Origin of the sequence: Pseudoalteromonas rubra (assembly GCF_004212645.1) — a bacterium.
GTDB lineage: Bacteria > Pseudomonadota > Gammaproteobacteria > Enterobacterales > Alteromonadaceae > Pseudoalteromonas > Pseudoalteromonas rubra_G.
This window is the reverse complement of the sequence record NZ_PPUZ01000067.1, coordinates 1-24,230: the sequence shown is the minus strand read 5'-3', so window position 1 is coordinate 24,230 and position 24,230 is coordinate 1. Positions and strand designations below refer to the sequence as shown.

The 24,230-nt window shown below is 52.0% G+C and carries 16 protein-coding genes; 11 read left to right on the top strand and 5 right to left on the bottom strand.

Features of this window, described 5'->3' with window-relative positions; translation table 11 throughout:
- On the bottom strand, window positions 1–8,498 hold an 8,498-nt coding region (locus tag C3B51_RS19855; protein WP_130246174.1), incomplete at its 3' end, for a PQQ-binding-like beta-propeller repeat protein.
- Complete coding sequence (locus C3B51_RS19850; RefSeq protein WP_130246173.1) at window positions 8,491–10,086, bottom strand: hypothetical protein; 1,596 nt, start codon at window positions 10,084–10,086, stop codon at window positions 8,491–8,493. The genes C3B51_RS19850 and C3B51_RS19855, both read right to left, overlap by 8 nt.
- A gap of 260 nt (window positions 10,087–10,346) precedes the next feature.
- Here C3B51_RS19850 and C3B51_RS19845 point away from each other — a divergent pair, with 260 nt between their 5' ends.
- Window positions 10,347–11,108 (top strand): MBL fold metallo-hydrolase, encoded by a 762-nt coding sequence (locus C3B51_RS19845; RefSeq protein WP_130246175.1) that lies wholly within the window; start codon window positions 10,347–10,349, stop codon window positions 11,106–11,108.
- Here C3B51_RS19845 and C3B51_RS19840 read toward each other — a convergent pair.
- The gene (locus C3B51_RS19840; protein WP_130246172.1) at window positions 11,100–12,215 is read right to left on the bottom strand and encodes an aminotransferase class V-fold PLP-dependent enzyme; all 1,116 of its coding nucleotides are present in this window, start codon (window positions 12,213–12,215) and stop codon (window positions 11,100–11,102) included. The genes C3B51_RS19845 and C3B51_RS19840 overlap by 9 nt on opposite strands.
- The gene (locus C3B51_RS19835) at window positions 12,215–13,396 is read right to left on the bottom strand and encodes a PrnB family protein (protein WP_125722023.1); all 1,182 of its coding nucleotides are present in this window, start codon (window positions 13,394–13,396) and stop codon (window positions 12,215–12,217) included. Before C3B51_RS19835 ends, C3B51_RS19840 begins: the two co-directional genes overlap by 1 nt.
- Before the next feature lie 133 nt (window positions 13,397–13,529).
- Here C3B51_RS19835 and C3B51_RS19830 point away from each other — a divergent pair, with 133 nt between their 5' ends.
- From C3B51_RS19830 to C3B51_RS19815, 4 genes are read left to right on the top strand one after another with little or no spacing between them, the layout of a single operon-like run.
- Complete coding sequence (locus tag C3B51_RS19830; RefSeq protein WP_125783789.1) at window positions 13,530–13,991, top strand: Lrp/AsnC family transcriptional regulator; 462 nt, start codon at window positions 13,530–13,532, stop codon at window positions 13,989–13,991.
- Window positions 13,992–14,011: 20 nt separating this feature from the next.
- Entirely contained in the window at window positions 14,012–16,732 is a 2,721-nt protein-coding gene (locus C3B51_RS19825; RefSeq protein ID WP_125722019.1) for an ATP-binding protein, read from the top strand.
- On the top strand, window positions 16,705–18,024 hold the full coding sequence (locus C3B51_RS19820; protein WP_130246171.1) for an alpha/beta hydrolase: 1,320 nt from the start codon (window positions 16,705–16,707) through the stop codon (window positions 18,022–18,024). Before C3B51_RS19825 ends, C3B51_RS19820 begins: the two co-directional genes overlap by 28 nt.
- Before the next feature lie 3 nt (window positions 18,025–18,027).
- A complete protein-coding gene (locus tag C3B51_RS19815; RefSeq protein ID WP_130246170.1) occupies window positions 18,028–19,155 on the top strand; it encodes a GNAT family N-acetyltransferase in 1,128 nt (375 codons plus the stop codon).
- On the opposite strand, the gene C3B51_RS19810 is transcribed toward C3B51_RS19815, so the two are convergent.
- Entirely contained in the window at window positions 19,132–19,725 is a 594-nt protein-coding gene (locus C3B51_RS19810) for a DUF938 domain-containing protein (RefSeq protein ID WP_125722013.1), read from the bottom strand. The two genes, C3B51_RS19815 and C3B51_RS19810, sit on opposite strands and share 24 nt — an antisense overlap.
- A gap of 174 nt (window positions 19,726–19,899) precedes the next feature.
- Here C3B51_RS19810 and C3B51_RS23655 point away from each other — a divergent pair, with 174 nt between their 5' ends.
- The 6 genes from C3B51_RS23655 (at window position 19,900) to C3B51_RS23810 (ending at window position 24,119) form a co-directional block, all read left to right on the top strand.
- Entirely contained in the window at window positions 19,900–20,076 is a 177-nt protein-coding gene (locus C3B51_RS23655; RefSeq protein WP_156158744.1) for a hypothetical protein, read from the top strand.
- An 88-nt stretch (window positions 20,077–20,164) separates the two neighbouring features.
- Complete coding sequence (locus C3B51_RS19805) at window positions 20,165–20,536, top strand: hypothetical protein (RefSeq protein ID WP_046007250.1); 372 nt, start codon at window positions 20,165–20,167, stop codon at window positions 20,534–20,536.
- 8 nt (window positions 20,537–20,544) lie between these two features.
- Window positions 20,545–21,921, top strand: coding sequence for a class II fumarate hydratase (locus C3B51_RS19800; protein WP_130246169.1), 1,377 nt, complete (start codon window positions 20,545–20,547; stop codon window positions 21,919–21,921).
- Between the two features lie 90 nt (window positions 21,922–22,011).
- Entirely contained in the window at window positions 22,012–22,581 is a 570-nt protein-coding gene (locus C3B51_RS19795; RefSeq protein ID WP_130246168.1) for a hypothetical protein, read from the top strand.
- A gap of 9 nt (window positions 22,582–22,590) precedes the next feature.
- A complete protein-coding gene (locus tag C3B51_RS19790; protein ID WP_130246167.1) occupies window positions 22,591–22,968 on the top strand; it encodes a hypothetical protein in 378 nt (125 codons plus the stop codon).
- 1,007 nt (window positions 22,969–23,975) lie between these two features.
- Complete coding sequence (locus C3B51_RS23810) at window positions 23,976–24,119, top strand: hypothetical protein (protein WP_206076657.1); 144 nt, start codon at window positions 23,976–23,978, stop codon at window positions 24,117–24,119.
- The last annotated feature ends 111 nt before the right edge of the window (window positions 24,120–24,230 follow it).

The following is a 24,230-nucleotide window of genomic DNA, read 5'->3' as shown; positions in this document are numbered from 1 at the left end:
GCAGGCTCGTAGCTGACCTCATCTTTACAGCTCAGCGTACTTGCTAAATCGGTGACCGATGCCACCTGACGCCCCAGAGCATCGTAAAGGTACGACCGCGCCCAACTGCCGCGCTGCTCGCTATCCAGACGCCAGGGTTTGTCGGTGTCGTAATGCCACTCGCTATCAACCACATCGTTAATTTTTAGCGCGGTTTTACGGCCCAGGCTGTCATATTCAAAGCCCTGTTTGGTGCCGTTGGCATCGGTTTGCGTCAACAGCTCGCCCAGTGCATTGTAGGTGTATTGCCAGTTGCCCCGGTCAACATCCTCAGTGCGCGCTTTACGGCCTGTGATCAGGTTGTAGGTATTGGAGATCAGCGTAGCGTTGCCATCTGCCGAAGATTGAACCGTTGCCAGCAGACCCAGCACATTATAAGTGTAGGTAAGCACCTGGCCGTCGGGATCGGTTACCGTGTCTTTCTCACCATGGGCATTGTGGGTAACCACTGTCTTCTGTTCGCCACCCGGAATATCACCACTGATGGTGGTCGTGGTGGTGCGGTCAGAAACCGTTAGTGTTGTGAGCAATCCAGACTGGGTGTCCTCGACCTCAGTTACCCGGTCCAGCACATCATAGTGTGTATGGGTGGATGCACTGCCCGCCTTAGTGGTGACAATCGCGCGGCCGAACTTGTCGTAATGGGTTGTATCGCGCAGCCACTGGCCTTTGGGTGTCAGGCGCTCTTTGCCAAGGGTGCGGCCCAGGCGGTCAAAGAAGCTGCGCGCTAACAGCTCGGTATTCACATAGGTTTCGCTGGCAAATGCACAGTAAGCGGGCGCGTCTGATGGACAGTCCGTCAGCAGGGTGCGCTGCTGCGCCCCGCTTGGTGAATAGCTGCCAATCTCACCGCCAAACGCGTCATAGTGGGTGTACTGAGATACGCCGTCGGCATTACGCACTTCGCGGATCTGGCCATACTTATTGCGCGATATCACCTGTTGGGTTGTGTACACCCCGTTGTACTGCGACACCACATAACGGCCTTCACCGTCGTAGGTTGTGGTGCTGATCCGATCAATTGGGTCTGCACAGCCCGCTTTGCTGGTCAACTGCTTGCTGGTGAGATTCCCAAAGCGATCATACCCATAAGTGGTTTTCAGATAGGCATCGCAGGCGCCATCGGGCTCTACCGTCTCCGTTTCAAGTAAGCCCTTTAAAGCATCACTTTGTACATAGGTAAATTCACTGCTGCGCGTTACCTCGTCATAGCCTTGACGGGTATGCGTAACGGTTGCCCTTTTCAGGCGGCCCAGCTGTTGTTCAGCCTCGGTGCCATACTCGTTCACTGTAGTGACCGTCGAGGTGGCATCAGCCGGCGCCTCTGCCAGCAGGAAGTCCTGTGCAGTGCCTATGTCATACTGGCTGACGACCAGTTTTTTCACATTCCCATAGTCGTCCTGCTCGGTGCTGGTCTGGCTACAATCATATCCGGCAATGAAATAATCGCTGTTGATGCGTGCGCTACAGGTGCGGCTATCCTGGTTGTACACCTGGTAGACACTGCCCGGCGCACTCTGCGCTGGCGCCTTTTTATAACGGTCAATGGCATCGCTCAGCACCCTTGCATATCCCCCTTCGTACAGGGTTTTGGTGGTGCGTTTTGGCATCCCCGTGAACGGGAACGTCTGCTCGTACTCTGTGCGCGTGGCAATGCGCAGTCCGTCTTTGATGGTGTTAGTGGTCAGCGCTGCAAAGCCCAGCCAGCCTCGCCCACCAAACTGCACCCGAGCGCCTTCGTACTGATAAGTAACACTCAGCGCTGTATCACCCGTTTGGGTATCCAGGGCGCTGGTTTGCACCTCACGAACCAACATTGACCCACCCGCCAGATCGGTGACTTTCAGGCCGCTGTCGGCTTGCATTTGTGCGGTGACGGCCGCATCGCCTTTGCGATACACAGCCGGGTCAGACATAGCGCCATAACGGATTGTGGTCTGGTTGCCCAGGCCCTGCGTAATGGTACGCAGACGCCCGGCAGCATTGTGCTGGTAGGTTCTGCCGTATTGCGTCACTTTATAGCCATTCTGAGCCACCAGCTCAGGGATGGTGTCACCGTCCATATCGGCGAAAAATACCGTGTTATTGTAGGTGGGCGTTATACCCGGTTGGTAAGCCGCGTTGCTTGGTGTAATAAAGGTGCGAGTCGCCGGATCAAACTCATAGCGGTACAGGCCATATTCCTGCTTACTATTGGTTTTACCCGTCACATACAACTCTGTTCGGCCATCTCCATTGAGGTCGGCCAGCTGTGGCGGCCACTTTGCGATGTCCCTGTCTATAGTGACATTGTCCGGGGCGGCCAGTGTTATGATCCCATCCTGGTCAAATCTTAGCCCTTCTCCCAGTGACGGACGTACCAGGGCAATTTCCCAGTCGTCGTCCTGATTCTGATACATCAGATCCAGCGTACCATCGCCATTAACATCCAAAGGCGTCAGGCTGCTGTGGACCATATATGCTGAAGTGTAATCAAATTTATGCTCGTGATTGGCCGGGTCATAACGATTGTAGTAAATAGCTATATAATCAAACTTGCCCGGTTCACGGCACCCATCCGATGCACATTTTGATGTCACCAGGTCAGCCTTGCCGTCAAAGTCCATATCTATAAAGTAAAATGGTACATCGCGCTCCAGCGAGCGCTGGATGTCCTGATGATTACCAAGGAAAACATCCCGATTCAGCACCAGGCGAGGCTGCTGATATGATGTTGTGTCGGTATACATTAAGTCATCCTGGCCATCGCCATTGGCATCGCCAACTCGGACCACCTTCATGCTGCCACCGCTGGTTACAGCGCGGCTCTGCCAGGGGCTTGCGTCAAACTTAAAATATGTCCACTGAATGCTCACATCAGCGCCATCAAGCGGCTTTTTGGTTTGGATCAGCAGCCCCTGAGTACCATCCCCTTCATGATCAAAGGGCATCATGGTGACACTGTCTTCGCGATTGTATGTATCTATGACTTCACAGATTGATGTGCCATCACGCTTTATCAGACACAACTCATGCTCGTACAGGCTTTCCAGCTGAATAAGCGTGGCCAGCTCCGGCTCACCATTACCATCGGTATCCAGCACACTGGTCGCCACAATCTTTTCATTATTGCCGGCGCTTATCAGCGTATGCGAGGCATTCATCTGTGGATAGGTTTTGGTGTCTTCATAGTCAAACCGGATGGGCTGTTTGCACAGAGCACCACTGCTCCACACGGGGCGATCACAATGCTGCACACTTGTGAGCTGACGTACTCCATTGGCGCCGTTTTCAAAGTGCAGGTCGTAGTAATGCAGTGGCACCGAACCTTTAGAGACCCGGATATCCTTCAACTGTGCCTTTGACCACATAGGCAGGGATACCGGCTCAAGGCTGTATGCGAGGTGACGTACCGGGCCTGCCTGGTAATTAAAGGTGACGGTATAACCGCTATAATCGATGCTTGATAGCACGGTCTCCAACTGTCCGAGCGCAGAGCCCACACCGCCACCTGCGCCACCATGACGATAGCGATACTTAATCACATTGGCGGCAGGCTCCGCTTTGTTACTTGCGGCGGCAACACTGTCCATGCTCTGACGTAACAACCAGCTGGTCGGGTAGTGCTCACCGCCGGCCTGGCTATTTTTGGTGCCACCATAAATGCGTTTGCTGCCATCTTTGCCATAAACAACAAACTGCACCTTGTAGGGTTCTTCCCCGGCCTCAATCACAATGCGCTGCTGGGTATTTATTTCGGTGCGATACTCTGCGCCAACCTTACCGTGCACTGCGTTGTTGATCAGCATGAGTCGCTGACCATCCAGACAGTAGCGGTCTTCCTCGTCCGACACGCCAATAGAGATGGGTTTAAATGCACCATCCTGCGCCAGCGTCTGACGACAGCGGCTAATAGCCGAACCTGCGGACAGCTGCCAACCCTGAGCCACGGAAGATTCGGGCTGTTGGCTGTTGTAGTTCAGGCTTACCTCGGGGGTTACTCCGGCTATCCCCTGTGGTAATGCAATGGGAATACTATAAGTTGCTGCCCCCTGTTCATTGACCCGGAAACTACCCGTTGTGAATTGATAGTTATGGTGAGTTTGCAAAGCAGTGCTGCTCGCCGGGTCAAAACTGGCAAGATTGAGCGGCGCCGCATGTGGGGTGATCTGGCCTTGGCTCAGACTATCCAGCACGGTCACACTTTGCTGAGCCGACTTGCTGGAGCAGAATTCGGTCTTGATCGCAGGCGTCGATGGGTTCAGCGCCACATCAATACAGGCCTGGGCATAAAAACTGTGGCCGCCATTTGGATAAACCAACACGGCCTCAGCCTCACGATTCACCGCCGGATAGCGTGTTGGCGCCGTATTACTGGCCACATCCACCAGCTTAAACCGAGCCAGGTCTTGCTGGTAGCTAAATTTAGCGTTAATGCGGCCTTCGCCTGCAAGCGTCAATTCCAGCGTCGGGGCATTTAACAAACCATCGCGCGGGTCCAGCTTATTGGTGCCCAGCACCGTTTCGGCCACATCACTGATGTTGTCGCCATCCGAATCAACCATGTCGTTACACAGGTCGTCAAGATAACAGTAGCCATAGTAATAATACAGCGTGCTGGCCACTGCCTTGTTATAAGTTATGGCATACCCTGAAGACCACTGAACTTCCAGCAGGAATTGCGCCCGCGACAGATCGGTATTCAGCCTGTTTACCCAGTGTGCTCTGTCGTAACCGGCCAGACCATTGGCCGAGACATGGTACATCAGCTCAACGAGCCGATCGTAAAACTGAGCTTCACTAGCCGTTAATGCATATCGTTGTGTGCCTTCAACGGATGCCAACATGGCTTTAGCCACTTCCAGCAAAGTGACATTGTGCTGCTCGACGGCATAGGCCAGGAACGATAGCTCGGCACGGGTTAAATCACGGCCCAGTGCGAGATATCCCAGACGTAACAGGGAATACACCGTGCTCAAATCTTCCCCTGGCGTCCAGCCTGCGGGAAAGTCCCGATTAAAGGCATCCAGCAAGGGAGAGTCGCCCAAATCCCCCCACTTCAGGGGCTCCAGTCCGGCTGCGTTACGGTCCAGCTTATGCACCTGACCATCTTCTGTCACTGCCCAGATCTGGTTGCCTACCACAAAGGGTTTTTGGCTCACTGTGGCACCCAGCTTGTATAAATAGTCGATGGCGCCGGTTTTAGCATTCAAGACATACAAGGCACCATCGGCTGAGCCATAGAATAACTGCGCACTGAGCAGGTCATCTCCGACCACTAACCCCTCGGCCTTGATAGGGCCCCGGGTCGTGGTTTTCCAAAGCCGAGTGCCAATCTCACTCCAGGCATAAATATGATGATCCTGCGATCCGGCAAAGACCACATCGCCACCACTGCCCGACTGAGTGACCACCGGACGAGAACTCAGCTTACCGCCCGTTGTGCGATGCCACTGCGTTTGGAGATCTCTCTCGGCGTACAGTGCATTGCCTTTACCCAAATACTGCTGGCCGTTAAAACCCACTGTTGGCGTATAATTCAGTGGATCTTCCACAACGCCTGAGGTGGCATCGGCGTTGTACGTTGAATAACTGGCACCGATCAGCGCATTTTTTACCCCAACTACAAAGCCACCCTGAGTATAAGCCTGGTCTATCGAATTCGGGACTCGGATCCTGAGTTCGTTAGCGCTGATGTACGTGATATCAGCGCCACTGAGCTGATAGCTGACGCCTGTGGTATTTTGCTGCACAGATACGATATTGCCCTGCGATGCAAACGCAGCACCGGTTACCACATATTCGCGCGCGGCACTGCCCTTGGTCACAGAGACAACTTTTGCGTCTACATGCTGTACAGTAAAGGTGCTTTGGGCACTTTGCACACTCTGCGCGCCGTTTCGGTTAAATGCCGTTACCCTGTAGGTCACCCGCTGATTGGCAGTCGGGTGTGCTATCTCATATTGTGCTTCCGGTGCGCTGTTGCTAAAACTGCGCGCTGCTATCTGCGAGCTCAGTACCGTCCATGTACCATCCGCCACCTGGCGTTCAAGTTTAAAATACAGCGCTAAGTCTGCCTGACTGGCATAGGCTGAAGCGGATTCAATCTTGAGTGTATACGGCGCAAAGTAATTGCCATCGTTATCAAAGTAAGCCGGCGGAGGCGCGTCCCCCTGATTATGAATGATCGTTTGCGCACAATTTGAGGCACTGTACTCCATTGGCCCTGTGTGATCGGCATTCTCGGCAACCGCGCAGTACACCGCTTTTTTGTTGTGATCTGTAGGCGGCTTTGTGATTGTGTGCGTTAACGCATGATTGTCTGCACTGATTGTCTCAACCTGGCGCCACTTTGTCAGGTCGGTGGGCGGTACCTGACCCTGGGCGCCAACAAACTCATACAGCCTGTATTTGCTCGCATGATCCGCTTCACGTCGATTTAGCGTGATATTAATCACGCCCGGTGACTTGGTGCCATCATGCTCCAGCACCACTTGTGGGTTTTTGGGCTCCTGGAAGTTCAGAGTAAACGGATAATACCCGGCACTGTCGATGGCCCGCTCGGTATGCGTGCTACACGTACTCCCCCGGCGCAAATACGCTCTGGCTTTCACATTCAAGCTTGACGGTAGCACTGTAGACGGCGTCCACTTCAGCTGTGCGACCAGCCTGTTACTTTGTTGTTCCAGCTTAGGTAAAGGCCGCTCTACCGTCGCGCTGGCAATTTCCCCGCCAACGCCCTCATCAACCAGGGCAACACGACACAAATAACTGTCTTCAGAGCTTAATGCGCCAACCAAAATCTCCTCTGTGTACTCTACACCACGCATTCGCTTAAGGCCCTCACCAAAGCCCTCCGCAGGAGTCGCTAACGCCACACCTGTGCTTTGAATCACGGTAAAATTCAGCACCGATAGTGCTTGAGCATCAGTCAAGCCTGAATTATCACGCACCTGGACAAGCAAACTGTAACGCCGTGCGTGTGGTGCTTTAAATTCTGCACTGTAGGTGTTGTTTTGCCCCTGCTCCAGGTTGCTTACCAAGGTTGCGCCTTCGCAACTGGTTAGCGTGGCAGGCGACGCGGTGCGCGGCATATAACATACAGAGATGCGGTCTTGACTCACCGCCTCCCCGTCATCAACCGCTGTAAAATTCAGCTTAAACGGGGAGCCTGGCAACACCACATAGTCCTGGAGTGACACATTTGTCAGGTTGGGCCGGGTTGCTATATTTATTCTAAACTGGCTGGATTGCCCTCCTCCCGACGATGCCTGAAACAAAGTCGTGCTTGAGATTTCTAACCGCTGATAACAGTGTGTATTATTTCGATTTTCTACGCCTGAGCCAGACGTAAAACATGGCACAGCAAGGTCCCCTGACGGCAATTTAAGTGCACCTTTCCTTTCCCTGTCCAGCATAGCTAAATTATTGCTGCCAACCTGAAGTGTGGCTGAGCTGGGCCAGTTGGCCGAGGTTTCGTCCTGATCCTGAATATGTGCTACGGCAAGAATGTCTTGCTCACCATACAGCGTTACGCCATTCTCCAGCGGCTGACCGTCCAGATTATAAAGTGCCAGGGTCACGGTTGAGTTGGTGTTCTCTTCCGTGATGACGTCGGGCTGGTGCTCAACGGTGGATGACAAGCCATAGCTGTCTGTGGCCGTAGCCCTGAAGGTACGATGCTGCCCATACCCCAGCTCGTAGTCAAACGTAGCGGCAACCTCAGCACCATTATCAAAGCCTGCACACCGTCCAGCCTCGTTGCTGGAACATGAAATCATAGTTTCACAGCCATCAGAGTCTTCGAGACACACTTCCAGAGAGTGAATATCACTCCCTGCGTCTTTGGCTGTCGCCGTCAGGGTGATGGTTTTTCCGTTCGCTGAACTACTCAGCTCGATACTAGGGTATGTTCTGGGTACGATGGAAATATAGTTGGTACAAACAACCGTGGTTTCAAAAACAGTATCTTCCCCCGGCTCAGAGGAAAGCCCAACCGATTCAAGATCATCGCATCTTTCTTTGCGAGGATCGCACACCGGTCCAATATTACCACCACCACCTGAGCCACCACCTGAGCCACCACTCGAACCACCCGATCCTCCGGTCTCATTACTTCTCCAGAAAAAGTATTCTGCATGTAACTTATACCTATGGGGCTCGGATAGCTTGGCTGTATAATTGTGGGTATGAGCCTTTTTACTTCGGTCAAACAGCATAGTTGTTTTACCAGCCGTTATATCGTTTAAAGATAACTCGAAAAAGTTTGCCCCCAGGCCCGGATTGTGCCCCTGGTTATCCACTATCTGAACCGGCACTTCAACGACACCTCCCCCCTCAGGCTGGAGTACAGTGTAAGCGCTGTTGGTACAGTATTTTTCCCTGTCTCTGATCTCTCTTTCCGTTAATTTGCCAGCAAAAGCGGAGCCGCTAGCAAGCAATACAAAAAAACATCCTATGATGCCTGTGAACTTATTCATCGCCAGCTCCTACTTCCTTAGTCCATTCTACGGTGATCATTTTGTCGTTATAGGCGGCGTTTTGGATGCTGCGCGCCAGCTCCCGCTCTGATGGCAGCTGCATTGGTGCGGAAAAGCGGTCGATTGGCTCTCCCGGGCCAATCTGGTCGATGGGGCCGCCCGGATTAATGGGATCGATGGGATGGATAGGTCCGCTATTGAATGCCCCCGGATCATCTATCGAAATCGCGGCGACACTGCGATGACCATTACTTGGTTTAACAAAGGGCAGGTAAAGCGTTCGCGCACTTTCATCAACCGACGGGGTGACAATATAATCGCTCTGGCGCATCACGGCAGGTAAATAAGCACTTTGGTAAAGCCTGCTCAGTGCCGCATCATATTCCATGATCAACCCCTTGCGGTCGATAAATACAATGCTCGGCTCATAGAGGGGTTGCGGCAACCCCGTCCCCGGAAAAGAACGGCTGGCACTCATAAAGTCATCAATGGGTGCCCCAGTGCCCGCCATCCGCTTGACCACGACGGCCCCCGCGATGACGCCGTCAGACGTCGTCCTGCAATTGACTCTGGTAGAGTGTTGTACTGAGAGCCGACACACTTCGCCACTCCCATCCAGCCTGCTGACACCAAAGTACAGATGATCATTGAACGACAAGAGCTGATTAACCACTTTGCCGCTGAGCCGCTGTGTCCAGACAACTTTGGCCTGTGCCTGACTATGGTCTATTTTGTGCAGTGCATTGTGCTTATCCACCAGAAACAGGTATTTGTCATCAGCAGCCACGACGGTGCGCGGCACAGGATCAAGACCAATAGATTGCAACCGCGTAGAGTAAACCCCATGGTGTACGGTGTCGGGCTCGTCAACCTCATGGTAAATCAGCTGTATGTGTTTTTCGGTGACACGACGGTTGTGGCCTTCAGCGCGCAAGGTAAACCGGGCACTCTGCTCCAGTTTCACCATTTCATTGCCAACACCCCGTAAGCCGGTGCGATAAGGCTGGCCGTCTTTCAGTAGGCTGACACTATACGCGCCTACCACTTTCCAGCTCAGTTTGGCCTGATCCCAGGGAAGCACCGTCAGACTGTCGCTCTGAAATGACTCTATGTTCAGATAATACTGCTGCGCGTCATATTGCTCGGCGACAAAGCCTGCCCCACAGCCGATCCGGTTACAGGGAATAACCAAATATCGGGCATCGGCGAACGGCGCATTTAATGTAAAACTGCGACCAAAGCTTTGATAACGCGGCGTCAAAGGCTCGCTCATGTGCGGCGCAGATGCGCTACCGGCATTCGCCTGGCTGAGCTGGTCGCTGCCGTTGCCCATGATTCCTGTATCAATAGCCCTCTTATCTCGTGCCCGATATACCTCATAGCCACGATACGCTTCTATGAAATAATCAGTTGCACCCGGAACGGCCACCCAGCTGAGCTGATCCTGGCTCCCTTTCAGGTGTATCCCGCTAGCATGCGTAGGCAATTGCGGGACGTACTGATTAAACCCGGACGTTTGCTGGGCACCAACCGTCGACACACCCGCAAAGAACATTAACAACAAAAAACACAAATTAAACCAACCCAAAACAATACCACCAACAGTGTTAAATTATTTGGGGTGGAATGTATCAGTATTAACTATTTACGAAAACCGGAAACAGAAACAAGTGACCAAAAAGAAAACAAAACACCCTATTTTATTATTTAATTCATAAACCACACTTGTGAATGTGTTTGTTGTTAATAAAACGTTTTGCCTTACCGCCCTCACCACACTTTCACCTTGCCTATCTGGTCAGATGTGTTAACTATATGACCATGAGTGCGTGCGAAAACATTACCGACATGAAGATCCATACAATCGAAGGCTATATTCAGAATATCTATCTGGTGGAATACCCAGATAAGTTGCTGTTGCTGGATGGCTGCAGCCGCGCCGATGTGTCGCTGATCTGCCGTTTTATAAACGATGAACTGCGCCGCCCGGTGCACCAGCTTAAGTTAATTGTGGTCACCCACATGCATCCGGATCATGCCGGTGGCGCCCATCTGTTACGCAGGATAAGCGGTGCGCAGATTGCCACCGCCAATTGCCCGGGCCAGTGGTATCGGGGCATAGACGGCATGCTGATGCATTTATCCGACATCGCCCTGGCGCTTTGGGTGGCGGGGCGTAAACACAAGCCACGTAAAAACCTCTGGTATGCGCGTACCTTAAAGCCGGATATTTATTTACCCGACGGTGCTGTATTACCCGGCTTTGAAGACTGGCAGGCACTGCACACCCCTGGCCACACAGATCGGGATATCAGCCTGTATCATGCCAGGCGCAGTACCGTGTATATCGCCGATGTGATGGTGCAGGTTCGCGGTAAGCTCATTCCGCCCTATCCGGTGTTTTATCCGCGTCTGTACCGGGCAACCCTGCTCAAACTTCAGCAACTGGGCCCCGCCACTGTGATGCTGGCGCACCACAGTGAAATCGCCTTTGCCGATATTGACTTTGCACAGCTGTTGCAACTGGCGCCAAAGCAGCCCGTCACGCACTGGCGCTCGGTCAAAACGAAGACGAAAAAGGCACTAGGGCTGAGCCATAGTTCAGGTTGATAACGCCATTTTAAACACCCGGATAAAGGCATCGATGTCTGCTTGTGTATTGTATATGTGCGGGGAAACCCGAATACCGAGCTTGCGCGCATCGACCGCAATATCCGCCTCACGTAGCGCCGCAAGTACCTTATCCTGCGCATCGCCCGCGTTCAGGATGGCCGTCCCCGAGCAGCGCTGTGCCTCGGTTGGCGCTATGTACCAGGGAGCCAGCTCAGCGTGCAAGCGTGCCAGCAGGTTCAGATTATGCGCCCGCACTGTCTCCACACCAATCCGGGCGAAATACTCGATGCTGTGGGCGGCAAAGATATACGCAGCCACGGACGGGGTGCCGCCCCAAAACCTCAGCGCACTGTGGTGTGGGGCAAAGTGGTGAATATCAAATTCCATGGGGTTTTGATGGGAAAACCAGCCGACATCTTTAGGCTGGCATTGGTCGAGTATGGCCGGATTCACCCAGATAAATCCGGCACCCGGTCCGCCACATAACCACTTTACACAGGAACCCAGTACGCAATCCGCTGCACTGGCAGACAGGTCGATGGGGATCACGCCCGCAGCCTGGGCAACATCAACAATCACCCGGCAGCCCTGGGCTTTTGCCAGCTGCGTAATGGCCTCAACGGGTGCTTGCTGGCCGGTGTTTGAATACACCTGACTGACAAACACCCAGTCGATATCATCAGCGAGATGCTGCTGCCAGACGCTTAAGTCTGACATATCCAGTGCCGCAGGGATAAAGCGGATCTCCACATCGGGCACCGCTTGCTGAAGCACGAATCCCATGCTGGGGAAGTCGCTTTCACTCATCAGCACCCGCACCGGTTGCTTGCCCGTTTCCGGCAGGCTCATTACCCACTTAGTCAGGCCACTGGAGAGATTGCTTTGCGGACAAAAATACTCGGCCTGACTGTTAAACAGCTTGGCCAAAGCCGCAGTGAAACGCTGTATGCCATCGAGCCACTGATACCAGGGCTCATGGTTGTCACCGGCCCAGGGGTGAAAATAGCGCTGCATAAAATCCTGCTCGGCACTCGCCAGTGGTCGCCCTACCGAGTGGCTGAGTAAGTAGTGGCCCTGAGGCAACGAAAAGTCGACCTGGTTCATTAGAAGTCCTTTGCAATGCTGCGACGCAGCGTGTTCAAATCATCAAATCGGGTAAACACATCGTCACGCTTTGCCGCTGCCCGCTTGTCGCGCAGCAGGGCCAGCTGGTTTAGCAGCACAGGTAAAGGCGGCCCGCTGGCGGTCACTTTATCCAGGTGCGCCGTGTTCATATCACCCGACGGCTTGGCAATGTACTTTTCTACCAGCTGATTATGGTGCTGAATAGCGGTATCGCCGTGCAGCTTACACACCTGCACAAACGCGCTCACCGCTTCCTGATACCAACCACTGGCATGATGCTGAGGTGCAGCGGCTAAGAACGCATCCATCAGATTAGGCAGACGCATGCACTCTCGCAGCGTAGCCTGATCCTCGGGCATCATATACAGGAACTTGTCCACCAGCATCTGAGCGTAGTTCACATCATTGGCCTGACACAAGCCCAGTAGCATATCAATCACGTTGATCCCGGCGAAATCCCCGGCATTAGCGCCCCGATAGACCTCCTTACCAACCCGGTAAGGCTTATAATACGGACGTACCACATAAAAGAAGGCGTCGGTATCGAGCTGCTCAAACAGACACTGGTTAGAGCGGATCACATCGAGCAATGCTTCTTTGACCTGCATCAGCAGCACCGGAGTCATTGGGTGTGAAATACCCAGGGGCTGGATCTTTAATAAACATTCCGCGGCACGTTTATAGGCTAAAATTGCCCGGGTATTATAATCAATGAACAGTTGCTCAGCCGGATGGCTGGTAAAGCGTTTATAGACGCCGTCAATGGCCCGGTTGTGAGTTGTCAGGTGTGCGGTTGCAAAGCGTGGTGTAACCCCTATCGACGCGCCAATATGCATGGCCAGTGCGGAAGCTTCTTTGAGCGGTGAGTATTGCTCACGGCTGGGCTCGGTGAGCTCATGGCGGCGACACGCAGCCATATACAGGCCCACGTTGCCGAGCAAGTCGAAGGCATTGTCGAAGCCCTCATCGGTGTTGCCCTCGGCCAGCAAAGCCTGAATATGTTGCTGGCCTTCGTTGAGTAATTGTTGTTTTAAGTCGTCTTCGACACCCACGACATTGGCCTTATCCTGCTGCTGCCAGTAGGCAGTCTCCAGCTTGTCGTTGAGTGCCACAAAATCACTGCGGATCCAGTGATCGAATGCCTGTGTCAGCGTAGTCATAATTGCTCCCCAAATTCTAGAGCTTCAGGCTACCAAAACCTGGACGCTAAAATTTGCTAAAATTCATGTAAACGCTAGACTAGATTGGTAATAATTATAATCAAAAAACTATAAATTAGCAGAAATCACTATCATGGCGCACATTGATAACAAAGATCGCATCCTGCTCAGAGCCTTGCAACACAATGCCCGGCTCAGCAATGCCCAACTGGCTGAGCAAGCCAGCTTATCCGATACTCCTTGCCTGCGGCGGGTTAAAAAGTTACAACAGGATGGCGTGATTTTAGGTTACCATGCCGCTTTAGCACCGCAATCGCTGGGCTATACTGTACTGGTATATGCCTTTATTCGGCTGAGTGAGAACTCTGCGCAGGCTGCCACCCAGTTTGAAGCGGATGTAGAACAACTGCAACAGGTGCTCAGCTGCTCGGTGGTCTCTGGCGCACATGATTACTTACTTGAGATCATTGCCGAAGACTTACCCAGCTACGAGCATTTTGTAAAGCACCGCCTTGGTGCCATCGGCTGTATTGCAGGGATTGAGTCAACCATCGTTTTGAAGCAAACGTTTACCAAACGTCCCCTGCCAGTTTAACGGAAAAGGACAGGATCAATATGCAGTTCCAATTTCGCACAGTGTACCATCAGTGGGCTGCTTACTTGCTCATGGCAGTGAGCTACTTTGCACTGGGAAAACTGCTCACCGCGTTTGCCTTTCAGGATCAGGTGCTGCCCATTTGGCTACCGGCCGGCGTAGGCCTGGTAGGCGTTTTAGTGTGGGGCTGGCGTTTTCTGCCCGGCTTATTTATGGCCTCCGCATTATTCAACTGGACCACAGCCCATGGCTATGTGTTTACGGATGCCACCCTGGCGCAGCTGCTGCAAGTGTCGATTATTGCATTGGGTGCCTGCTTTCAGGGACTGGCCGGAGGCTCTATCCTGCGACTTTGGTTGGGCGATCCGCTGCGAATGCGCTCGCGTAAACATATCGCCTACTATATCTTTCTGGTAGGTATTGCGTGCAACCTGATCTCGGCCAATATCGGTGTCTTCTCGCTGAGTCTGTTTAACCCCGACTATCAATTTAGTCATCACTGGCAAAACGTGGTGGCCTGGTGGCTGGGCGACAGCCTGGGCATACTGATCTTTACCCCGCTGCTCCTGCTGATGCTCGACGCATGGGCTTTTAAACAACACAGCTATCACCGCAGCCGCAATGTGTTTGCCACCAGCTTTGTGCTGTTTTTATCTGTGGTTCTGACCACTTACTTGTACAATCAGGGCAATATTCAGGCTGCCAAGCGAGAAGCACAAAGAGAGCTGAGACTGGTAGAAAATTTACTGTTACAGCAGGTCAACCTCAGTATGCTGGCCGTGCAGGGCGTGGCCGCTAAGCTACAATCTCTGAGCGAGGTCAACGCCGAGGAGTTTCACCAAATTGCCGAACAACAGCGCGTCCGCTACCCGTTTTTGCGGGCCATTTCCTGGAATGTCAGGGTCGCTCAAACGCAGGGGAACGCCCTGCAGGAACAGTTTGATGCGCTGTATAATGGCCGGGTTAAGCTCAAAGGGCTGCCCCTGGCACCCGATGATCCTCTGGTGGTCGTGACCTATATTTCGCCACAGGCAGACAACTTCGGCGCTCTGGGCTTTAATGTGTATTCACGTGAAAACCGCAAGCAGGCACTGGAAAACCCGGCCATTACGGTGCGGCCACAGGCCACAGATATCATTGAGCTGGTCCAAAGCGATACGCCAGTACCTGCTTATCTGTTGCTTTCTCCGGTCTACCGCCGAGGCGCGGCCGACCCTCAGGCAGATATTCTTGGCTATGCCGCAGCGGTGGTGCAAACCGATACCTTACTGGGCTCAGTGCTTAAACGCTCGCAGGCGGGTAGTTACAATATTGCAGTTTATGATGGCAATGACAGCGTGCCTTTCTACAGCAACCACCCTATCTCAGCCAATAGTGTACCTGCAGATAGTCTGTTTGAGACGCGCATTCAGTTTGGTGGCCAGATCTGGCGCATCAAGCTGGAGCTCAGAGCCGACTTTGTGGCCAGCCTCAACCACCGTCAGACGGTGTTGCTGCTCCTGCTGCAGCTCAGCATTACTGCACTGATCACCTTCATAGTGCTGCTTAACAACTACCAGCACTATGAACTCAACCACCTGGTCGAACAACGTACTCAGTCGCTGCGCCAGGCGGTTGAAGATGCCGAGCGTGCCAACCAGGCTAAGAGCCGCTTTCTGGCTAATATGAGCCATGAGCTTCGTACCCCACTGAATGCCGTGGTGGGGTTTGCCTCTTTGATGAAAACCACTGACTCATTCGAGACGCTCCAGTCTTATGCCAGTCGCATTGATATGGCAGCCAAAACCTTACTGAACCTGGTGAACGATATTCTTGATATTGCCAAAATTGAATCCAATCACCTGGCCATTGAACAGCACGACTTTAACCTGCAACACCTGCTTAGCCGCATAGACAGTCTGTTTGCCACCAGCGCCTCAGACAAAGGGTTACAGTGGCAACTCAATACCAATATCAGCAGCGCCTGCTGGATCAAAGCAGATGAACTGCGGATAGAGCAGATCCTATTGAACCTGTGCAGCAATGCTGTGAAGTTTACCGACAGTGGTAAGGTTACTTTGCACTGTGAAGCTCTGCATGGGGACAGTGATTACCTGCTAACTTTCTCCATTATTGATACCGGCATTGGCATTGATGAGCACAAACAGCAGCTCATTTTTGCCCCCTTTACACAGGCTGATGCCTCAACCTCGCGGCGCTTTGGCGGCACTGGCCTGGGCCTGGCTATCAGCAAGGAGCTGGTTGAGCTCATGGCCGGCGAGCTGAGCGTACAAAGCGCGCCCGGCCAGGGCAGTACCTTTACCTTTTCACTGCGTTGCCCATTTGGCGACGCGCAGCTGGCACACACGGAAACACCCGATCACACCGTGCTTAAAGGCATGCAGGTGCTGGTTGCCGAAGATAACCCGGTCAATCAGCTGGTGATCAAAGCCATGCTTCAGTCTATTGATGTGGAATTTGTTCTGGTCAGTGATGGCCAGCAAGCGGTTGATGCCTGTGAGGAGCAAACCTTTGATCTGATCCTTATGGATTGCCAGATGCCATTGCTTGATGGCTACCAGGCCACCGCACTGCTGCGTAAACGTTTCAACACCCAGCAGCTGCCAATCATTGCCCTGACTGCTGACGTGATGCCGGAAGATAAGGCGTATGCACTCGCTGTCGGGTTTAACAGCCACCTTGCAAAACCACTGGAGCGCGATAAGCTGGTGCAATGCTTAACACAATACCGACCGTCATGATCAAAAAAGGATTATTCTTTTCTATCACGCTCGCGCTGACACATTTGGCAGCCGCGTCAGTACAAGCACAAACATGCCAAAGCCTGATCGCAGATCTGCCGCGCTATCAGTCCGATGCGCAGCAAGGCAGCTATCGCTTTGCCAATAACGAAGGACCTGCTGTACTGGATATTCCCGAGGCGCAATCGTACACCGCCTATGTTCGCGCTACCCGGGAGTTAATCTCTGCGCGAAACCCCAAAGCCCTGCTCAGCTGCGAACTGGCAACCCGAGTCTCGTCACTGCTGCCGGGTAAGCCCACTCAAGTAGTGGACTATGTTGCCCCGTTTGAGTTAACGCATCCCAATAACCAAAAGGCCGTGTTACTGATCCATGGCCTGACAGACTCGCCTTTTACTTTTCATACCCTGGCGGCCGATCTGCACGCACAAGGCTTTGATGTCAGAGCCATGCTCCTGCCCGGACACGGCACAGCGGCCAGCGATCTCAAAGAGGTGGATTACCGGGACTGGCAGCAACATGTGCGCTATGCCATTGCTCGCACAGCCAGCGATTACAGCGAGTTTGCGGTATTGGGGTATTCAACCGGTGCCGCACTGGCAACTTCAGAAATTGCAAAGCGCCGGCCAGATAACCTGGCAGCGCTGGTGCTGGTCGCGCCTGCAACACAAAGTCACAGCGAGGTGGCCTGGCTGGCCAAATGGCTGGACTGGGTGCCCTGGGTTGACTGGGTAGACAAAGGGGCTGATCTCGACTTGGCCAAGTATGAGTCATTTCCCTTACATGCGGTCACTCTGGTGGAGCAGGCCATGGCCGATATGCGCGCAGCCAGCTTACCGGCATCACTGCCCACAATGGTGGTCGCCAGTGATGTAGATGCCACCATTGATAGTCAGGCCACCTATCAGCTACTGTCGCGCTGGGCACAGGCACGCACAGCGCCGCTGGCACTACGAGTTTATGCATCTAACCCCATTACCGTGCTCCCGGACTCGGTCAATGTCACTGAAGTCGCCACGCTGGATGGGGTGATTGATATGTCTCATATTGGTCTATTGAATCCGCCCGCGCACCCTTACTATGGTGCAATGGGGGTATTTCGTAACTGTGATGCCTACCTGGATGACAGTGCGGCATTTACTGACTGCAAAACCACGGATAAACCCTATTTTGGCGAGCGCAGTGAGGCAAACCTGGCGCAGTATCGCCCTCTGGTTCGGGTGTCCTTCAACCCGGATTATGATCCTATGCTCTCCCAGCTGGTTACGTTTTTACACAAGGCAATGCAATAACCTATGTATCAACATCGCTTTATTACCAGTCTTGCTGCGCTCACCGACAGCGAGCGCGCAAGTTTGTCAGGCGAGTCCCCATTTAGCAGCCTTGAGTGGCTTGAAGCGCTGGAACTCAGTGGCTGTGTTGGCGACGAGACAGGCTGGCTACCATATCACCTGAGCGTGTATGACAACGAGGTGTTGGTCGCGTTGCTGCCGGGCTATATCAAGCTTCATTCCTATGGCGAGTATGTGTTTGACTGGGCCTGGGCAGAAGCGTATGAGCGTCACCAGCTGGCTTACTACCCTAAGTGGATCTGCGCTATTCCGTTTACGCCCGTGGTCGGCAGTCGCATTTTATCCAGCCAGCCCGTGTCAGATCTCCTGTATGACTATGTCACAGCTGCGCTGCATCAGGCGGCCGGACAACAGGGCTGGTCGGGGTGGCATATCAACTTCCCTGCGCACCGTGCAGGCTGGCAAGCCCAGTCGCTAATGGAGCGCCATGGTGTCCAGTTTCACTGGAAAAATCATGGCTACGGGCAGTTTGATGACTTTCTGAATGCGATGACATCGCGCAAGCGCAAAACCATCAAAAAAGAGCGAAAAGCGGTCGCCAGCCAGGCATTAACCATACGCTGGTATCAGGGCGCTGAGGTAGGTGATGATATACGCCAGGCGTTTTATCAGTGCTATGCCATCACCTATCTGAAACGCTCAGGGCATCAGGGTTATCTGAATGAAGCGTTCTTTCAGCGTATCTTTGACACAATGGCCAGTCAGGTTGCCATTGTGTGTGCGATGGAGCACGACAAGATAGTCGCTGCCAGTTTATATTTGCACGATCAGGATACGCTGTACGGACGCTACTGGGGCGCCCTGCAGAGTCATGCCCATTTGCACTTTGAGTTGTGCTACTACCAGGGCATAGAGTATGCCATCCGCCATGGGTTAGCCCGCTTTGATGCAGGCGCACAGGGAGAGCACAAGCTGGCGCGTGGTTTTGAGCCGGTCACTACCTACTCTTACCACCACATCAGCCATCCTGACTTTGCCTTGGCAATCAAAGACTATCTGGTTCGGGAGCAAGCCCATATGGCTGTTTATCGCAGCCAGTGTGAAGCTTCACTGCCGTTTAAAGATCAGTAACCGATTGTTCGCTGGCATCGTGTTGTCTGCGTGTAACGTCATCCCGGCGCTTTTTGCCAACGCGCAGATCCATTCTATATCGCGGATCCCACTGTCTGGATCACGGCTGCGTAGAAACGCATCGAATTCCTGGTTGCTGGCAGAGGTAAACTGACCATGGTAATTAAACGGGCCGTATATCATCAGGACTCCTCCGCTTGCCAGATGCTGCTTAACCCCGGCAAAGAAAGCTTCAACTAATACTTCAGAGACTATATGTAAGGTGTTCGCCGTGTAGATTGCCGGGACCTCATTTACCGGCCAGGGCGTTGACGATAAGTCGAGCGTGAGTGGTGCTGGCAAATTAGTGGCCCCACTGTCTTCACACCACATTTGGATCCCGGCATGGTTAATCGCCAGATCGCTGCACTGCCATTCTAAATGGGGCAATGCCCGGGCAAAAAATGCGGCATGCTGCCCGGTGCCTGAGCCGACTTCAAGTACCGACGCCACTTCGCTGACATAGGGCCGTATTTTCTCCAGTATGGGGTGTTTATTGTTTTCACACGCTTGTGAGAAAGGTTTATCCATAGCTCATGCACCTCGATGATCCAAGTTTGCGCCCTATTGAGGCAACCTTACCACCAAAAAGCAAGTCATTTGAGATTGCATATGGTTAAACACATAAAAAATATACGCTTTTATCCTTGGTATAAAGCATGCATTGTCTATACTGAAATTTCGACACAACGCTTGGAGCACATTATGACAACTTCAGATCTTTCTCAAACCCCACTACAAAGCCGTGGTCTGATAGACACGGAAGCAGAACCAAATTTACTGGAAAGCGAGGACTACTGCCAGGAGGTCGCGAACATCCTGACCAGCCCGGAGCAAGAACGCGAAAAAACAGCCCAGCAATTTTTGCTCGGTTATAACTAATTCACCACAGTGAAACCAATTCAGACTTGCTAACCTCGCCCTTTGGTGTAATGATAATTATTATCGTTACACCAAAGGATACTTCACTATGCTAACACCACTTGCGCTTATCAATTTTAAGCCGCACCTCAATGCACACTGCACACGCCCACATCTGGATGCGCCACAGCAGGTTGCTGAGTTCATACGGACTGGCTGCGAGCTGGCAAAGTGGTACGAGCGACAATCCTGCACCTTGTTGCAAGAGTTGTATCTCAGGCGCGTATTCTTTGAGTTACTTAATCACATTGCTGATCCCCTGGTTCATACCTGCATCAGACAACAGTGTCTGGAGCAAATTTATAAACCACTGCTGGCCCTGAAACGCTATTACAAAGCCAGGCGTAAAGGGTTAAACAAATTCTACCTGCTTGAGCGGGAAGCCAGGATCATCAGCCATGAATTTAATCCGTACAGCTAGGAGTTGTTATGAGCGAATTTCGTAAAGTTTCAGATAGCATGGGCGTGTTAGACGTACCAAAAGAGGCGCTGTACCAGGCGCAAACACAGCGGGCTATCAATAATTTCCCCGTCAGTGGGCTGACACTACCAGGCAGCTTTATCCGCGCTCTGGCATATATCAAACAAGCGGCTGCGGAATCTAATCAAGAGTTGGGCCATTTACCACCGCATCAGGCTCAGGCAATTGTTGATGCCTGTCAGCAGATCATTGATGGCAAGCACCAGGAGCAGTTTCCGGTCGACGTCTTCCAGACCGGCTCCGGCACCAGCTCGAACATGAATGCCAATGAGGTCATTGCTTCTTTGGCCAGCCAGCACAGTGGTGAAACCATTCATCCCAATGACCATGTGAATATGGGACAAAGCTCCAATGATGTGATCCCCACCGCCATTCATGTAAGCAGCACCATACTTGCCGTGTACGAGTTACTACCGGCGCTGAAGCACTTGTCTCAGACAATAGAGCATAAAAGCAAAGAAGTGGGCCATCTGGTCAAAACCGGCCGCACGCATTTAATGGACGCCATGCCAGTGACCTTTGCACAGACGCTCAGTGGCTGGCAACACCAGGTCGATTCTGCCTGTGAAGGCATCGTTCAGGCACTGGAAAAGATCTACGAGCTGGGCCAGGGTGGGACAGCTGTTGGAACCGGTGTGAATGCCGATGAGCGCTTTGCCGCCACTTTTAATGGCTACCTAAGCAGCAATGTTGGGATCCGCTTTACGCCCAGTAAAAACTTCTTTTATAACATAGGATCGCAAGACGCCATTGTGGCGCTGTCGGGTCAGCTGAAAACACTCGCCGTGGCTAATATGAAAATAGCCAACGACTTACGCTGGATGAATTCAGGCCCACTGGCCGGGTTGAGCGAAATAGAGCTGCAAGCACTCCAACCCGGCTCATCCATTATGCCAGGCAAGGTTAACCCGGTGATCCCGGAGGCAGCAGCTATGGTCAGCGCTCAGGTCATTGGTAATGATGCGACCATCACAGTGGCAGGTCAGTCGGGTAATTTTGAGCTCAATGTGATGTTACCTGTCATCGCTTACAATATCCTGCAAAGCATCGAGTTGTTAGCCAATATGTCTCGTTTGCTGGCAGACAAAGCCATTGCGACTTTCAAGGTTAACGAATCCAGTATACAACAGGCGCTAAAGCGCAATCCCATACTGGTCACCGCTCTGAATCCGGTGATCGGGTATGAGAAGGCGGCCTATATTGCCAAACAAGCTTATCAGCAGGGTCGGCCTATTATTGAAGTTGCGGCAGAGCACACTGATCTCAGTGAAGCTCAGTTACGCGAATTACTAGACCCACAAAAACTCACGCTCGGCGGCCTGTAAGCAATTCACGCGCCTATTAATATGGCGCGTGACCTCTTGTATCTGAAGAAAAAGCGCGGCACACTGGATAAAAAATTAACAGGATCAGATATGAACGCGTTTAAACTCTCTCTTTGTAGTTTGTTATTCGTCGCAGGCTGTAGTGCCTCGCACAATGAACCCCAAAATAACGAGGAAACCGCAAACACGCGGCAAAGTAGCACTGAAAGTCGTGCTGTCGCGCCTGCCAAATTACAAACAAAAGCAGCGGTACGCCATGATGTTGGACATAGCAAACCTTCACCTGCAGACAAAGTGCATAAGGCGGAGCCTGTTGCTCACCTGGACAAAGACGCGGTCACAGAAGCGGGTCTGAAAAACCAGCGCGCCTATTTGAAGTTTATAACCAAAGACAAAACGTGTGACACGACCACCCAGTGTCAGGTACTTCCCGTGGGTAGCCGTGCTTGTGGTGGCCCTTCAGACTATGTTATTTTCTCAACAAAAACAGCCGACCCCAACGAGGTCAAAGAACTGGCCGACCAGCTTACGCATGCTGAAGCGACCTATAATGCCAAAAATAAGATGATCAGTATTTGTCAGCACCTGGCCGTACCCGCGACTCAGTGCGTAAACAATAAATGTGTTAAACTCGAGCATTCAAACCAGGCAACCTACTAGGGATTTTCGATGAAGTATCAGTGTTTGGCGCTTTTTTTACTGACAGGCTTACTGAGTGCCTGTAGTAGCACTCAGACTACACCGCACAACCACGATGATGATAATCAGGCACTGTCAGAGTTAGTGGCAGATAAAGGGTGCGATGCAAGCTTCCAATGTAAAGTGATCGGTGTCGGTGAGCGACAAACCTGCGGCGGACCGAGTCAGTATGTTGTGTATTCGGTGCGCAATATCGATGAAACTCAGGTCGAGCAAATGGCGATGGCCATTACGCAAAAAGAGCAGGCAATCAACCAACAGACTCCACCCAGTGAAGTTTGCAAACAAGTACTGCCCATACAGGCTCTATGTATCAATAGTGAGTGCCAGGCAATTACACTGAAGTAATACCAATTTCACTTAATACCTGTTCAATTTGACGGAGCAAATATGACGCTAACAGTGTTAAAAATTTCTCATTTAGAACCTCATACCTTAGACATAGGTTCACAAATTTTTGCCTAGTTATCGAACATATTTTCTCGCCTCAAAATAGAATACTTAATTAAGCAAATTGGTATAACCACTAGAACAACGCCTCTGTTTAGCTGCCAGAAAGCCTGGCAGCCTGTTCTCTAAACTAGCCACTGACTCAGTAATGAAATGGGTATAATGAGCAAAGCACAAAGACATGCCCGCCATACATACCTAACTTCAATCCGCTTCTTTACCCAATAACAATAAATAAACTTCACCAGATAGGTGGAAGCACAGCCAAACAGGGCAAAAATAATAAAGAGAACAATTAAATATAAAGACACAATCAGCTCAGAACCACGGTAACGAATGTTCATCATAACGGGTCATTGCGTACAGAGCAATGTAAGCACCTGAGTGAAAATACTGTGGTGTAAAGTCGCGCTTTAGCTCGCAAGATGAATGAGCTGGCTTGTCTGTTGCTGAGAGGCTTAAATGCAAAAAAGCCGACCTTATTTGATTCGAGCTTTTGTTGTTTGGAGCCTGATAGTGATTGTCGGATCTCAGTGCAGTTCATGCTCACGGTGTGGCCTGTTAGAAGATCCCGCATCAAGTGCGGGAGGACGGTAGTGTGGGCTGTAAGAGTCGAAATATAAGCGACTTCTTTAAAAGCTATCGGTCTATAAAGAGAGTACTTTTAACCCACTCCAGCAGCGACTCAATATTGGTCCAGTTCTGATCCGCCTCCAACAACTCCGCTGTCATCCCGCACGCGATGCGGGATCTGTTTAAACCATTTTCTCGGTGTTGAGTATGTTTGTTCCGGCGCATTTGTCATACGAGCGGTGTGGATTTCCAGCAGCTACAGCATTTTAAATCACACATAGCAAAAAACCCGCTGCATTACTGCAACGGGTTTGACGTACATGGAAGTACGAATGTCGATGATATTCATGGATGAATTAAGTGCAAAGTACAATGACAGCGAGCAACGCGAGTACATTTACTTTGCGCAAGGTGAAATAAGCTATTTTAGAGAACGCAGACCTATTCTTCATCCACCAAGCTTCATGGATGAATAGACAACGCCATTCTGTCTACAGCTTCATCGACGATTTTTTAAATTCCAAACGCAAAAAAGCCCGACTCTTTCGAATCGGGCTTTCTTTAAATAGGAGCTTGGCAATGTCCTA

What these genes read in the sequence shown, in the direction of transcription:
- C3B51_RS19845 (WP_130246175.1), top strand. Translation starts at nt 10,347, where the DNA reads ATGAAGATCCATACAATCGAAGGCTATATTCAGAATATCTATCTGGTG.
- C3B51_RS19840 (WP_130246172.1), bottom strand. Translation starts at nt 12,215, where the DNA reads ATGAACCAGGTCGACTTTTCGTTGCCTCAGGGCCACTACTTACTCAGC.
- C3B51_RS19835 (WP_125722023.1), bottom strand. Translation starts at nt 13,396, where the DNA reads ATGACTACGCTGACACAGGCATTCGATCACTGGATCCGCAGTGATTTT.
- C3B51_RS19830 (WP_125783789.1), top strand. Translation starts at nt 13,530, where the DNA reads ATGGCGCACATTGATAACAAAGATCGCATCCTGCTCAGAGCCTTGCAA.
- C3B51_RS19825 (WP_125722019.1), top strand. Translation starts at nt 14,012, where the DNA reads ATGCAGTTCCAATTTCGCACAGTGTACCATCAGTGGGCTGCTTACTTG.
- C3B51_RS19820 (WP_130246171.1), top strand. Translation starts at nt 16,705, where the DNA reads ATGCTTAACACAATACCGACCGTCATGATCAAAAAAGGATTATTCTTT.
- C3B51_RS19815 (WP_130246170.1), top strand. Translation starts at nt 18,028, where the DNA reads ATGTATCAACATCGCTTTATTACCAGTCTTGCTGCGCTCACCGACAGC.
- C3B51_RS19810 (WP_125722013.1), bottom strand. Translation starts at nt 19,725, where the DNA reads ATGGATAAACCTTTCTCACAAGCGTGTGAAAACAATAAACACCCCATA.
- C3B51_RS23655 (WP_156158744.1), top strand. Translation starts at nt 19,900, where the DNA reads ATGACAACTTCAGATCTTTCTCAAACCCCACTACAAAGCCGTGGTCTG.
- C3B51_RS19805 (WP_046007250.1), top strand. Translation starts at nt 20,165, where the DNA reads ATGCTAACACCACTTGCGCTTATCAATTTTAAGCCGCACCTCAATGCA.
- C3B51_RS19800 (WP_130246169.1), top strand. Translation starts at nt 20,545, where the DNA reads ATGAGCGAATTTCGTAAAGTTTCAGATAGCATGGGCGTGTTAGACGTA.
- C3B51_RS19795 (WP_130246168.1), top strand. Translation starts at nt 22,012, where the DNA reads ATGAACGCGTTTAAACTCTCTCTTTGTAGTTTGTTATTCGTCGCAGGC.
- C3B51_RS19790 (WP_130246167.1), top strand. Translation starts at nt 22,591, where the DNA reads ATGAAGTATCAGTGTTTGGCGCTTTTTTTACTGACAGGCTTACTGAGT.
- C3B51_RS23810 (WP_206076657.1), top strand. Translation starts at nt 23,976, where the DNA reads ATGTCGATGATATTCATGGATGAATTAAGTGCAAAGTACAATGACAGC.